Raw genomic sequence first — 13,999 nt, 5'->3', positions numbered from 1 at the left:
CCTCCTTGCGAACCTAGAGGGATGCCCGCAGTGAGTTCTCCCGCAGTCCAGTCCGCCCCCGCACCCGCCGAGGGTCCCGGCATCGGTGAGCTGGCCGCCCGCCTGCCCGAGCTGACCCTGCGCGACCAGGTGCGGATCGGGCGCCGGCTGGAGGGGGCCCGTCGGGTCCGCAAGCCCGAGGCCCGACAGAAGATCGCCGCCGAGATCGCCGCCGACATCGACCGCGCCGAGCTGGTGGTCGAGCGGCGCCGGGGCGCCGTCCCGGAGATCAGCTATCCCGCCGAGCTGCCGGTCAGCCAGAAGAAGGACGACATCCTGGCGGCGATCCGGGACCACCAGGTGGTGATCGTCGCGGGCGAGACCGGCTCCGGCAAGACCACCCAGATCCCGAAGATCTGCCTGGAGCTCGGCCGCGGCGTGCGCGGTCTGGTCGGCCACACCCAGCCGCGCCGGATCGCCGCCCGGACGGTGGCCGAACGCGTCGCGGAGGAGTTGAACAGCCCGCTGGGCGAGGCGGTCGGCTGGAAGGTCCGGTTCACCGACCAGGTCGGCCAGGACACCCTGGTCAAGCTGATGACGGACGGCATCCTGCTGGCGGAGATCCAGACCGACCGCGACCTGCGCCAGTACGACACCCTGATCATCGACGAGGCGCACGAGCGCAGCCTCAACATCGACTTCCTGCTCGGCTACCTCAAGCAGCTGCTCCCCCGCCGCCCCGACCTCAAGGTCGTGATCACCTCCGCGACCATCGACCCGGAGCGCTTCGCCCGGCACTTCGGCGACGCCCCGGTCATCGAGGTGTCGGGTCGCACCTATCCGGTCGAGGTCCGCTACCGGCCGATCACTGAGGACGCGGACGACGACGACACGGCCGAGGCCGACCGCGACCGGGACCAGATCCAGGCGATCTGCGACGCCGCCCAGGAGCTCCAGGACGAGGGCCCGGGAGACATCCTGGTCTTCCTCTCCGGCGAGCGCGAGATCCGTGACACCGCCGACGCCCTCACCAGGCTCAAGCTGCGGGGCACCGAGATCCTGCCGCTGTACGCCCGGCTGAGCTCGGCCGAGCAGCACCGGGTGTTCCAGCGCTCCAACCTGCGCCGGATCGTGCTGGCCACCAACGTGGCCGAGACCTCGCTGACCGTCCCCGGCATCAAGTACGTGATCGACCCGGGCACCGCCCGGATCTCCCGCTACAGCCACCGCACCAAGGTGCAGCGGCTGCCGATCGAGGCGATCAGCCAGGCCAGCGCCAACCAGCGCAAGGGCCGCTGCGGCCGCACCTCGGACGGCATCTGCATCCGGCTGTACTCGGAGGAGGACTTCCTCTCCCGTCCCGAGTTCACCGACGCCGAGATCCTGCGCACCAACCTGGCCTCGGTGATCCTGCAGATGACCGCGGCCGGTCTCGGCGACATCTCCGCCTTCCCGTTCCTGGACCCGCCGGACTCCCGCAACATCAAGGACGGCGTGCACCTGCTGCACGAGCTGGGCGCGCTGAACCCGGAGGAAAAGGACCCGCGCGACCGCCTGACCCCGCTCGGCCGCAAGCTCGCCCAGCTGCCGGTGGACCCGCGGATGGCCCGCATGGTGCTGGAGGCGGACCGCAACGGCTGCGTACGCGACGTCATGGTGATCGCCGCCGCGCTCTCCATCCAGGACCCGCGGGAGCGGCCCGCCGAGAAGCGCCAGGCCGCCGACGACCGGCACCGCCGGTTCAACTCGGAGACCTCGGACTTCCTCTCCTACCTGGCGATGTGGCGCTACGTCCGGGAGCAGCAGAAGGAGCTGTCGTCCTCGGCCTTCCGCCGGATGTGCAAGGCCGAGTTCCTGAACTACCTCCGGATACGGGAGTGGCAGGACGTCTACACCCAACTGCGCACCGTGGCGAAGCAGTTGGGCGTCACCATCGAGGAGCCGCATCCGGACGCCGAGCCGGACGCCGACCGGATCCACCAGTCGCTGCTGGCCGGCCTGCTCTCCCACGTCGGCCTGTACGACGTGGAGAAGCGCGAATACGCCGGTGCGCGCGGCGCCCGCTTCGCGGTGTTCCCGGGCTCCGGCCTGTTCAAGAAGCCGCCGCGCTGGGTGATGTCGGCCGAGCTGGTGGAGACCTCCCGGCTGTGGGCGCGGATCAACGCGAAGATCGAGCCGGAGTGGGTGGAGCCGCTGGCCGGCCACCTGATCAAGCGCAGCTACAGCGAGCCGCACTGGGAGAAGAAGGCCGGCGCCGTCCTCGCGTACGAGAAGGTGACCCTCTACGGGGTGCCGATCGTGGCCCAGCGCAAGGTCAACTACGGACGGATCGACCCGGAGCTCTGCCGGGAGCTGTTCATCCGCAACGCCCTGGTCGAGGGCGACTGGGAGACCCACCACCGGTTCTTCGCCGAGAACCGCAAGCTGCTCGGCGAGGTCGAGGAGCTGGAGAACCGGGCCCGCCGCCGGGACATCCTGGTGGACGACCAGACCCTCTTCGACTTCTACGACGCCCGGCTGCCCGACGAGATCGTCTCCACCCGGCACTTCGACTCCTGGTGGAAGAAGACCCGGCACGAGCAGCCGGACCTGCTGAACTTCGAGAAGTCGATGCTGATCAACGACGCCGCGGACGGCGTCACCGAGGCCGACTACCCGGACTACTGGCAGCAGGGCAAGCTGCGCTTCAAGCTGACCTACCAGTTCGAGCCGGGCAGCGACGCGGACGGCGTGACCGTCCACATCCCGCTGCCGGTGCTCAACCAGGTCACCGCGGAGGGCTTCGACTGGCAGATCCCCGGGCTGCGGGAGGAACTGGTCACCGCCTACATCAAGTCGCTGCCGAAGGCGATCCGGCGCAACTTCGTGCCCGCGCCGGACTTCGCCAAGGCGGCGCTGCGCGAGGTGAAGGACCGCCAGGAGCCCCTGCTGCCGTCCCTGGAGCGCGCCCTGAAGCGTCTGACGGCCGTCACCGTGCCGCCGGAGGCCTGGGACGACGACCGGGTGCCGGACCACCTCAAGGTGACCTTCCGGGTGGTGGACGGCCGCCGCAAGCTCGCCGAGTCCAAGGACCTGGAGGAGCTGCGGCTGCGGCTCAAGCCGAAGCTCAAGGAGACGCTCTCCTCGGCGGCCTCCGGCCAGGGCATCGAGCAGAGCGGCCTGACCGCGTGGCCGGCCGGCCTGCCGGTGCTCCAGCGCACCTTCGAGCAGCGCTCCCGCGGCCACTCACTGCGCGCCTACCCGGCGCTGGTGGACGAGGGCGGGTCGGTGGGCGTCAAGCTGTTCGACACCCCGCAGGCGCAGGAGCAGGCGATGTGGGAGGGCACCCGCCGACTGCTGATGCTGACGGTCAACTCCCCCGCCAAGTCGATCCAGGGGCGGCTGGGCAACCAGGCGAAGCTGGCGCTGTCGCACAGCCCGCACGGCTCGATCGGCGCCCTGTTCGAGGACGTCGTGTCGGCCGCGACGGACCGGCTGATGGCCCTGGCCGGCGGCCCGGCCTGGGACGAGGCGGCCTTCGGCAAGCTGCACGACAAGGTGCGCGCGGACCTCTACGACCTGTCCGCGGACACCACGCTGAAGACGGCCACCGCGCTGATCGCCTTCCACAAGGCCTCGACCCGGCTGAAGACGGTGAGCAGCCCGGTGCTGCTGAACGCGGTGAACGACGTCCGGCTGCACCTGGCCTCGCTGGTGCACCCGGGCTTCGTGACGGCCACCGGCTGGCAGCGGCTGCCGGACCTCAAGCGCTACCTGCTGGCGGTGGACCGCCGGCTGGAGGCGCTGCCCAACCACCCCCAGCGGGACGCCCAGCAGCTGCTGAAGGTGCAGCAGGTGCAGCAGGCGTACGGGGAGCTGCTGGCGGCGGTGCCGGCCGGGCGGCAGCCCTCCGAGGAGGTCCGGGCGATCCGCTGGATGATCGAGGAGCTGCGGGTCAGCTTCTTCGCCCAGTCGCTGGGCACGCCGAGCCCGGTCTCGGAGAAGCGGATCATGAAGGCGATGGACGCCGCGCGGGCCACGCTCTGAGCTGTGGGCGGGCCTTCAGGAGCCAGTTCGACCTGGGGGCCCGCCATGGGCTACGATCTGTCTTGTTCGCAGCGCGGCAAGCGAGTGAACGAGATCAGAAAACTCTGGTCCCGTGGAGCAGTTGGTTAGCTCGCCACCCTGTCAAGGTGGAGGTCGCGGGTTCAAGTCCCGTCGGGATCGCCGTAAGCGCGAGAGGCCCGGAACCGTCAGGTTCCGGGCCTCTCGCTTTTCGTCGTCCGGTACTACCTCGGACCGGGTCCTGCTCGCAAGTGACAGTGCGTGTGACGGTCGCCACGCGACCCCTCCGGAGATCGGGCCCGGAACGGCCTGCGAGAGACGCCACTAATTTAATATGTAAAATTGCACTTCTATTCACTGTAAATCCCCCCCACCCCGTGAGCATCAAATCGTTATGCGGAGTTCAACATTCCGACGGCTGGAAGGCCTCCGGAGTACGACCGCGGAGCACGACAAAGGGACCGCCAACCGGACCCGGCGGAGTCCGGTTGGCGGCCCCTTTAAAGAGCCTTTGGCCTATCAGGCCTCAGTGCGCTGGGCGGGAATCCCGGCCAGCAGAGCGCGCACCTCCGCCTCACGGTAACGGCGGTGACCGCCGAGCGTGCGAATCGACGTCAGCTTGCCGGCCTTGGCCCAGCGGGTGACCGTCTTCGGGTCCACGCGGAACATGGTGGCAACCTCTGCCGGCGTCAGCAGGGGCTCAGCATCAGGGGTACGAGCGGTCATGAGCGGCCTCCTCGGGAGAACCGAACCAGGGCGGTTCTATCCTTCAAATTCTGCACCTTGGCCCGCGATGCCCGAAATGGCATAGACGGGCCGAGTCGGTTATAGGACGAACGGCTTGTCCTGGTGTCTACAACTACACCATCCGTCCAGCCCTATCGACCAAACCGCCAAAATTGACCCCTCACGGGTTCAAGGCCGACGGATGGCGATGGACCACCCCATAACGGACAGTCACGCGCCAGTAACGTCCGGTTACGAGGGGACCAGACCCTCCGTTTCCCCGCAAAGCACGCATCGACTCCAGAACCACCCAAAAGTGGGCACGCTCACGTGAAGTGGGGCTGGTTGTCCCATTTTTGCACATAGGGGTAAGTTCGCGTCAACGGTGAGTAGTGTCACGTTCGGCAGCTATTGACCCGAACCGGGACTTTGGTCAGCACGGTCACGGACCAAGGGCCCGACACAGTCATACACGGCCGGTCGGACGTCAGTTCGCGTGCCGCAGGGCCTGCACCCGGCGCCACCGCCCCGTCAGTTCCGCGTACACGCGCAGCGCCTCCGCCGTGTCCCCGGCCCGCAGCGCCCGCAGCCCCTCCTCCAGCTCCCCCGCCGAACGGTCCGCCAACAACCGCTCCGGCCCCAGCAGATGCACCAGCCCCCCGTAGTCCAGCTCCACCAGCGAACGCGGATGGAACTCCTCCAGCCACCGCCCGACCTGCTCCGCCCCCCGCGTCAACCGCCCGTCCGGCACCGCCTCGCGCAGCGCCCGGAAGGCCCGCGCCACCCGCCGCCGCGCCTGGGCCATCGGCACCAGGTAGAACAGCGCCGCCGGCCGCTCCCCCGCTCCTTCCCCCTCCTCCTCCGCTCCCCCCGGCACGAAGCACCGGTCCTCGTCCCCGAACGGCAGGAACCAGCTCACCGGCACCTCCCACCGGCTGGTCAGAATCCACGGCCGGGCGTCCGGGTGCTCGGCCAGCCAGCGCTCCCGATCCACCTCGGCGGCCGCCCGGACCACCGGTGGCACCGCGGTGTCCAGCAGGGCCACCGGAGCCCCCTCCCGCAGCTCCTCCAGCGCCTGCCAGCTGCGCAGCCTGGTCGCCCACGGGCACACGTACAGTACGCCGTCCACGGCCCGCAGGTACGCCCGCCCGCTCTCCCGCTCCGGCAGCGCCCGCGGTGTCCGGGCGGCCAGCTCCGCGAGTGCCGCCCGCTGCTCCTCCAGCACCGCCGCCGCCACCGGCCGCGCCGCCTCCGCGGCGTCCGGGCCGTGCTCCGCCGCGTACGCCTGCCAACGCGCCCGTTCGGGCTCCGGGTACGCGGCCAGCGGCTCGTAGACGCGCAGGTGGGCGGCGTAGGGCGGCTGTACGGAGGTGCGTACGACGGTCACGTCCTGCATGGTCGCACGCGCCGCCCGGGCCGGGGAGGGCACGGCGCCGAACGGTTCGCGCGCGCACCGCTGACGACCCCTCGTCTCACTCCTCGGACAACCGGTACAAGCTCGGACAAGAGGGCGGATCGGCACCCGGCACGCGACTACGCTTCGCCTTAGGCGCCCGCACCACAGCAGCGGGCCTTCCTTACTGGAGTCACCACAGTGACCGACGTGCAGACCCCCGCCTCGCACCCCGCACCCGGAGTGCTCAGCAGGATCTTCCGTACCGAGCAGGACGGCGCCCTCGGCGACGGCCACGAGCAGGTCGTCCTCTGCCACGACCGCAGCTCCGGACTCAAGGCGATCATCGCGATCCACTCCACCGCGCTGGGCCCGGCCCTCGGCGGCACCCGCTTCTTCCCGTACGCCTCCGAGGAGGCGGCCCTGGAGGACGCGCTGAACCTCTCCCGCGGGATGTCCTACAAGAACGCGCTGGCCGGGCTGGACCTCGGCGGCGGCAAGGCCGTCATCATCGGCGACCCGGAGAAGGACAAGAACGAGGCGATGCTCCGCGCCTACGGCCGCTTCGTGGAGTCCCTGCGCGGCCGCTACGTCACCGCCTGCGACGTGGGCACCTACGTCCAGGACATGGACGTCATCGCGCGCGAGACCGAGTTCGTGACCGGCCGCTCGCCCGAGCACGGCGGCGCCGGCGACTCCTCCATCCTGACCGCCTTCGGCGTCTTCCAGGGCATGCGGGCCTCCGCCCAGGCCCGTTGGGGCCAGCCGACCCTGCGCGGCAAGCGCGTCGGTGTCGCGGGCGTCGGCAAGGTCGGCCACTACCTGGTCGGCCACCTGGTCGCGGACGGCGCCACCGTCGTCATCACCGACGTCTCGGAGGCCGCCGTCAACCGCGTGCGCGCCGCCCACCCGGAGGTGGAGGTGGTCGCCGACACCGCCGCCCTGCTCCAGGCCAAGCTGGACGTCTACGCCCCCTGCGCCCTGGGCGGCGCGCTGACCGACGCCTCGGTGGCCGCGCTCGGCGAGCTCGGCACCTCGATCGTCTGCGGCGCCGCCAACAACCAGCTGGCCCACCCGGGCGTCGAGAAGGACCTGGCCGACCGCGGCATCCTCTACGCCCCGGACTACCTGGTGAACTCCGGCGGCGTGATCCAGGTCGCCGACGAGATCGAGGGCTTCAACTTCGAGCGGGCCAAGAACAAGGCCACCAAGATCTTCGACACCACCCTGGAGATCTTCACCCGGGCCGCCGCCGACGGCATTCCGCCGGCGGTCGCCGCCGACCGCCTCGCCGAGAAGCGGATGCGCGAGATCAGCGCGCTGCGCACGGTCCTGCTGCCGGGCGCCCGCCGCGCCTGACCGCCCCGGTCGCGGTGACCGGATGCGCGGGGGGCCCGCCCTCCCCCGTCCGCCCCGGATGCGCGGGGGACCACTTAGTGGCCCCCCGCGCATCACGATGTGGAACCGGATTCTCACTTCTCCGCCCGAACGGGTGATCCGACGCCTCCCTAGGGGGGATAATCGGTCCTGGAACGACGGACCTCGAACACCTACGGACAGCGTGCAAAACGCCGCAAAACATCCCCTGACCTGGGCAGACCCGGTCTCGGGTGCGGGCGGTGCGCGCCACGTCACACCGACGACGTACCGTCCAGCGGCGGAAACAGGTACCGTTAATGCTCCAAGGGACGGTCCTCCCATTCGGGCAGGCCGGTCCTGATCATGAACACGTGTCAGACTCGGGGCCGTGAGCCCCATCGTTGAGGGGGTCGACCCATGGGGCGCGGCCGGGCCAAGGCCAAGCAGACGAAGGTCGCCCGCGAGCTGAAGTACAACAGCGGCGGGTTCGACGCTAACCGTCTGTCCCACGAGCTGGGCGTATCGCCGTCCACCGCTTCGATCGACCCTGAGCCGATCGAGGAAGAGGACGACGACCCGTACGCGGAGTACGCCGCCCGCTACGGCGCCGTCGACGACGAGGACGACAACGAGCCGGGTGCCGGGTCGTCTCGGGCCTCCCGCCGCTCGTAACCCACAGCATCACCGGACCGGTCCGGGCGCCTCGAGCGCCGGGCCGGTCTTCGGCGTTCCCGCGCAGCCCCGTACGGCAGCAGTCCCGTGACGCCGCCCGGTAGCGCCGCCGCCCGTGACGCACCGCTCCGCGGACGCGAAGAGGGCCCCTCCGGCGTACCGGAGGGGCCCTCTCGCTCGTTCGGAGCCTTCGGCGGCTCAGTGGGGGCCGCCAGGGCCTGGGCGACGGCTTCCAGACGGCCCGGGGACCGTCAGCCCGCGGTGAAGCCCTCGTAGGCGTTGTAGAGGGCCGCGCCGCCGTCGTGCCCGTCGGTGCGCTCGACGACGTCACCGAGCAGCCAGGCCTCGACGCCGCGGTCCTCCAGCAGCGACAGCACCACGTCCACCGAGTGCGGCGGGACGACCGCGACCATGCCGACGCCCATGTTGAGCGTCTTCTCGATCTCCAGGGTGGCCACCTTGCCGACCTCCGCGACGGTCCGGAAGACCGGCAGCGGGGTCCAGGTGCCGCGGTCCAGGCGGGCGTGCAGGCCCTCCGGGATCACCCGGGCCAGGTTGGCCGCCAGCCCGCCACCGGTGACGTGCGAGAAGGCGTGCACCTCGGTGGCACGGATCAGCGCCAGGCAGTCCAGCGAGTAGATCCGGGTCGGCTCCAGCAGCTCCTCGCCGAGGGTGCGGCCGAACTCCTCGACCTTGCGGTCCAGCTTCCAGCCGGCCTCGTTCAGCAGCACGTGCCGGACCAGCGAGTAGCCGTTGGAGTGCAGGCCGGAGGCGGCCATCGCGATCACCACGTCGCCGGCCCGCACGCGCGCGGCGCCCAGCAGCTCGTCGGCCTCGACGACACCGGTGCCGGCGCCCGCGACGTCGTACTCGTCCGGCCCGAGCAGCCCCGGGTGCTCGGCGGTCTCGCCGCCCACCAGGGCGCAGCCGGCCAGGGCGCAGCCCTCGGCGATGCCCTTGACGATCGAGGCGACCCGCTCCGGGACGACCTTGCCGACGCAGATGTAGTCGGTCATGAACAGCGGCTCGGCGCCGCACACCACGATGTCGTCCACGACCATGCCGACCAGGTCGTGGCCGATGGTGTCGTGCTTGTCCATGGCGGCCGCGATGGCCACCTTGGTCCCCACGCCGTCGGTGGCCGAGGCCAGCAGCGGCCGCTGGTAGTCCTTGAAGGCGGACACGTCGAAGAGGCCGGCGAAGCCGCCCAGCCCACCGACCACCTCGGGGCGGTCGGCCTTCTTCACCCACTGCTTCATGAGCTCGACGGCGCGGTCGCCCGCCTCGATGTCGACGCCGGCGGCGGCGTAGGTGGCACCGGTCTGGTTGGAGGTCACTGCGTGCGGCCCTTCCGGGTCTGGTGGGGGTGGTTCGTACAGCGGAGGGGGGTGGAACGGCGGTGGGGCCCCGGTTCGCGGGGCCCCACCGTGGGAGCGCTTACGGCCTGCGCAGCGCGTCGGCCGCGCCCGCCCCGCCGAGCAGCGACTGGACGCCGTCCAGGTCGCTGCCGCTGGTCGGCTTGCCGCGCACGGCGGGCTCCTGCCGGCCGCCCTTGATCTCGGCCTCCAGCAGGAGCTTGCCGAGGAGCGCCGGGTCCGGCAGCTCCATCGGGTACTCGCCGTCGAAGCAGGCCCGGCAGAGCCTGTCCTTGGGCTGCTTGGTGGCCTCGATCATGCCGTCGATCGAGATGTAGGCGAGCGAGTCCGCGCCGAGGGTGCGGCCGATCTCCTCGATGGTCATGCCGTTGGCGATCAGCTCCGCGCGGGTGGCGAAGTCGATGCCGAAGAAGCAGGGCCACTTCACCGGCGGCGAGGAGATCCGGATGTGCACCTCGGCGGCGCCGGCCTCGCGCAGCATCTTCACCAGAGCGCGCTGGGTGTTGCCGCGCACGATCGAGTCGTCCACGACCACCAGGCGCTTGCCGGCGATGACCTCGCGCAGCGGGTTCAGCTTGAGCCGGATGCCGAGCTGGCGGATGGTCTGGCTGGGCTGGATGAAGGTGCGGCCCACGTAGGCGTTCTTCACCAGGCCGGAGCCGTACGGGATGCCGCTGGCCTCGGCGTAGCCGATCGCGGCAGGGGTGCCGGACTCGGGCGTCGCTATCACCAGGTCGGCCTCGACCGGGGCCTCCTTCGCCAGGCGGCGGCCCATCTCCACGCGGGAGAGGTGGACGTTGCGGCCGGCGATGGAGGTGTCGGGTCGGGCCAGGTACACGTACTCGAAGACGCAGCCCTTGGGCTTGGCCTCGGCGAACCGGGAGGTGCGCAGGCCGTTCTCGTCGACGGCGATCAGCTCGCCGGGCTCGACCTCGCGGATGAAGGAGGCGCCGACGATGTCCAGCGCCGCCGTCTCGGAGGCGACCACCCAGCCGCGCTCCAGCCGACCGAGCACCAGCGGGCGGATGCCCTGCGGGTCGCGGGCGGCGTAGAGGGTGTGCTCGTCCATGAAGACGAGCGAGAAGGCGCCCTTGACCTCGGGCAGCACGACCTTGGCCGTCTCCTCGATGGAGAGGTCCGGGTGGCCGGCCAGCAGCGCGGTCACCAGGTCGGTGTCGTTGGTCGCGGCGCTCCGGCCGGAGCGGGAAACGTGCTCCTCGCCGGGGAGTTCGGCGACCATGGCCGCCAGTTCGGCGGTGTTCACCAGGTTTCCGTTGTGCCCGAGGGCCAGCGAACCGTGCACGGTCGCCCGGAAGGTCGGCTGGGCGTTCTCCCAGACCGAGGAACCGGTGGTCGAGTAGCGGGCGTGTCCGACGGCGATATGCCCGTGCAACGACCCCAGCGAGGCCTCGTCGAAGACCTGGGAGACGAGTCCCATGTCCTTGAAGACGAGAATCTGGGAGCCGTTGCTCACTGCGATGCCCGCGGATTCCTGACCGCGGTGCTGCAGGGCGTAAAGGCCGAAGAACGTGAGCTTGGCGACCTCCTCGCCGGGAGCCCAGACACCGAAGACGCCACACGCGTCCTGGGGGCCTTTCTCACCGGGAAGAAGATCGTGGTTGAGTCTTCCGTCACCACGTGGCACGCCTTCGAGTCTAGGGCAGTTGGCACACGCTTCCGGAACCCCGGACTGCCGGGTTGTCCCGTCGCGCGGGAGTAACGCGCGTAGACAAAACCCCTTACCCGCTGGGGATTTCGGGTGGGGGGAATTCCGGCGGGCGGCGGTTGGCCTTGTGGTTCGCGCCCGTTGGGCGCTCCGGCGGGTAGTTCTGTACACAGAGCGCCGGTTGCGGGACGCGGGCGAACGTGAGCCTGCTCACCCGGGGTTCAGCCGGGGTTCACGCGGGGGCCCGTGGGCGGAGGCCGTCAGGCGGCCGGCAGCAGCAGGCCCCAGGAGTCCGGGTGCACCGTCCAGGTCCGGGCCCGGACGGGGCCGATCTGGTGGCCGTCCGCCTCGTAGCCGAAGCCGCGCCCCACCACCGAGACGCTCGCCGCCCGGGCACGCACCAGCGCGCCGGAGGCCCGGACCACCACTTCGAGGACGCCCGTGCCGTCGGCGGGGGCGTGGGCCGCGGCATTCGCGCCGCCGTTCGTGCCGCCGTTCGCGCCGCTGATTCCGTCGCCGCTCGCGCGCCCGCCGTTCGCCACACCGCCGTTCGGGCCGCCGATCGAGCCCCCGTTCGGGCCGCCGTTCGGGCCCCCGCCGCAGCGCAGGTTCAGCTGGACCAGCCGCACCGGCCGGTGCACGTCCGCCAGCAGCCGCCCGTCCGCCTCGACCCGGACCCGGGGGTTGTGGTCCACGGCTTCGTCGGTGAGTGCGGTCCCCTGCTCGGCCGCAGCCAATTTCGCCCATAGCGAACGCCAGCCCCCCGAACGGCCCACCAGACGGCGGGTGCCGGCCCCGGTGATCCGCACCCCGCCGAGGGCCACCCCGCCGCAGTCGTCCACCAGCAGGTCGAAGGTGCGCGGCGCACCCCAGAGCACCGCCCGCGCGGCCCGCACCGGCTCCCCCGGCACGCCGAGCGCCCGGGCCGTCGCGAGGTCCTCCGCCCGCCCGACCGGAACCATGCCCACCGGATCCGCGCCCAGCTCACGGTGGCGATGCAGGGCTTGCAGCACGCGCTGGAGGGCGAGGTCCGAACCGATCACCACCGGTCGCCGCCGACCCCGGTGCGAAAGCACCCGGTCGAGTTCGGACGGACTCTCCGGGTAGGCCACCTTCACGTCCGTACCCCCGCAGAGCACGTCCTTCGCGATCCGCACCGACTCGCCGTCGGTCTGCCGGGCCATCGGGTCGAGGAGCAGCAGGATCGGCTCGGGGCCGCTGGTTGCAGGCGTGGACAGGGACGACACGACCGGTCCTTCCTCAGGTAATCTCTCGGTGCAAGAGCCCCTTGCGCCGTAGCGCCAGGGGCTTCGTCTATCTCGGGGCAGACAGCGGCCTACGCAGGATGCCCCAACCGGAAGGGGTGTACGCCTGTGCCGGCACTCGTGCTCGTTGGCGCTCAGTGGGGGGACGAGGGCAAGGGGAAGGCCACCGACCTCCTCGGCGGCTCCGTCGACTACGTCGTCCGCTACCAGGGCGGCAACAACGCCGGTCACACGGTGGTCATCGGCGACCAGAAGTACGCCCTGCACCTGCTCCCCTCCGGCATCCTCAGCCCGAACGTCACGCCGGTGATCGGCAACGGCGTCGTGATCGACCCGGCCGTGCTGCTCTCCGAGCTCAGCGGCCTGAACGAGCGCGGCATCGACACCTCCAAGCTGCTGGTCTCGGGCAACGCCCACCTGATCACGCCGTACCACCGCACCCTGGACAAGGTCACCGAGCGCTTCCTCGGCAAGCGCCGGATCGGCACCACCGGCCGCGGCATCGGCCCGACCTACGCGGACAAGATCAACCGCGTCGGCATCCGGGTCCAGGACCTGTTCGACGAGTCGATCCTGCGCCAGAAGATCGAGGCGGCGCTGCACGACAAGAACCAGATCCTGGTCAAGCTGTACAACCGCCGCACCATCCCGGCCGACCTGGTGGTCGAGGAGTACCTGGGCTACGCGGAGAAGATCAAGCCCTTCCTCGCCGACACCACCCTCGTCCTGGACGAGGCGCTAAAGGCGAACAAGGTCGTCCTGCTGGAGGGCGGCCAGGGCACCCTGCTCGACGTGGACCACGGCACGTACCCCTTCGTGACCTCGTCGAACCCGACCGCGGGCGGCGCCTGCACCGGCGCCGGCATCGGCCCCACCAAGATCGACCGGGTCATCGGCATCCTCAAGGCCTACACCACCCGCGTCGGCTCCGGCCCGTTCCCGACCGAGCTGTTCGACGAGGACGGCGAGGCGCTGCGCCGCATCGGCGGCGAGCGCGGCGTCACCACCGGCCGTGACCGCCGCTGCGGCTGGTTCGACGCCGTGATCGCGCGCTACGCGACCCGGGTCAACGGCCTCACCGACTTCTTCCTGACCAAGCTCGACGTGCTGACCGGCTGGGAGCGGATCCCGGTCTGCGTCGCGTACGAGATCGACGGCAAGCGGGTCGAGGAACTCCCGTACAACCAGTCCGACTTCCACCACGCCAAGCCGGTCTACGAGACCCTGCCGGGCTGGAGCGAGGACATCAGCAAGGCGAAGACCTTCGCCGAGCTGCCCAAGAACGCCCAGGCGTACGTGAAGGCGCTGGAGGAGATGTCCGGCGCGCCGATCTCCGCCATCGGCGTCGGCCCGGGCCGGGACGAGACGATCCAGATCAACTCGTTCATCTGAGCCTGAGCACTGGCCGGCACCGGCTGAGCGCTTCGAGGGCCCTGTGGGACGCGAGTCCCGCAGGCCCTTCGCCGTGCCACCCCCCCGGCGTTTGAACTAGAACAAAAACCCATTGCATCTAGTGCAG

The 13,999-nt window shown here is 70.7% G+C and carries 9 protein-coding genes and 1 tRNA gene; 5 read left to right on the top strand and 5 right to left on the bottom strand.

Annotated elements, in window-relative coordinates; all coding sequences use genetic code 11:
• Positions 1-21 precede the first annotated feature (21 nt).
• Together hrpA and ACZ4WV_RS26875 are read left to right on the top strand one after the other, a co-directional pair.
• Positions 22-4,005, top strand: a complete 3,984-nt coding sequence (gene hrpA, locus ACZ4WV_RS26880; protein WP_465751004.1) for an ATP-dependent RNA helicase HrpA — start codon at positions 22-24, stop codon at positions 4,003-4,005.
• 106 nt (positions 4,006-4,111) lie between these two features.
• Positions 4,112-4,185: transfer RNA gene (locus ACZ4WV_RS26875), tRNA-Asp, on the top strand.
• A 357-nt stretch (positions 4,186-4,542) separates the two neighbouring features.
• Here the strand turns inward: ACZ4WV_RS26875 and bldC are convergent.
• Positions 4,543-4,749 (bottom strand): developmental transcriptional regulator BldC, encoded by a 207-nt coding sequence (gene bldC, locus ACZ4WV_RS26870; RefSeq protein WP_014137253.1) that lies wholly within the window; start codon positions 4,747-4,749, stop codon positions 4,543-4,545.
• A 487-nt stretch (positions 4,750-5,236) separates the two neighbouring features.
• Positions 5,237-6,136 (bottom strand): DUF8083 family protein, encoded by a 900-nt coding sequence (locus tag ACZ4WV_RS26865; protein WP_465751002.1) that lies wholly within the window; start codon positions 6,134-6,136, stop codon positions 5,237-5,239.
• Between the two features lie 207 nt (positions 6,137-6,343).
• On the opposite strand from ACZ4WV_RS26865, the gene ACZ4WV_RS26860 reads away from it, so the two are divergent.
• Both ACZ4WV_RS26860 and ACZ4WV_RS26855 read left to right on the top strand, forming a co-directional pair.
• A complete protein-coding gene (locus ACZ4WV_RS26860; protein ID WP_465751000.1) occupies positions 6,344-7,501 on the top strand; it encodes a Glu/Leu/Phe/Val dehydrogenase dimerization domain-containing protein in 1,158 nt (385 codons plus the stop codon).
• Between the two features lie 417 nt (positions 7,502-7,918).
• On the top strand, positions 7,919-8,173 hold the full coding sequence (locus tag ACZ4WV_RS26855) for a DUF3073 domain-containing protein (protein WP_465750998.1): 255 nt from the start codon (positions 7,919-7,921) through the stop codon (positions 8,171-8,173).
• Positions 8,174-8,424: 251 nt separating this feature from the next.
• Here ACZ4WV_RS26855 and purM read toward each other — a convergent pair whose 3' ends face one another.
• From purM to ACZ4WV_RS26840, 3 genes are all read right to left on the bottom strand, one after another.
• Positions 8,425-9,510: a phosphoribosylformylglycinamidine cyclo-ligase gene (gene purM, locus ACZ4WV_RS26850; protein WP_465750996.1), complete on the bottom strand. Its 1,086-nt coding sequence runs from the start codon at positions 9,508-9,510 to the stop codon at positions 8,425-8,427.
• A gap of 100 nt (positions 9,511-9,610) precedes the next feature.
• A complete protein-coding gene (purF, locus tag ACZ4WV_RS26845) occupies positions 9,611-11,194 on the bottom strand; it encodes an amidophosphoribosyltransferase (RefSeq protein ID WP_465750994.1) in 1,584 nt (527 codons plus the stop codon).
• A 281-nt stretch (positions 11,195-11,475) separates the two neighbouring features.
• Complete coding sequence (locus ACZ4WV_RS26840) at positions 11,476-12,462, bottom strand: hypothetical protein (protein ID WP_465750992.1); 987 nt, start codon at positions 12,460-12,462, stop codon at positions 11,476-11,478.
• Positions 12,463-12,588: 126 nt separating this feature from the next.
• Here ACZ4WV_RS26840 and ACZ4WV_RS26835 point away from each other — a divergent pair, with 126 nt between their 5' ends.
• Positions 12,589-13,872, top strand: a complete 1,284-nt coding sequence (locus ACZ4WV_RS26835; RefSeq protein ID WP_465750990.1) for an adenylosuccinate synthase — start codon at positions 12,589-12,591, stop codon at positions 13,870-13,872.
• The last annotated feature ends 127 nt before the right edge of the window (positions 13,873-13,999 follow it).

Source organism: Kitasatospora sp. NPDC029312 (assembly GCF_055569215.1).
The sequence above is the reverse complement of the archived record's forward strand: the minus strand, read 5'-3'. Positions and strand labels throughout refer to the sequence as shown.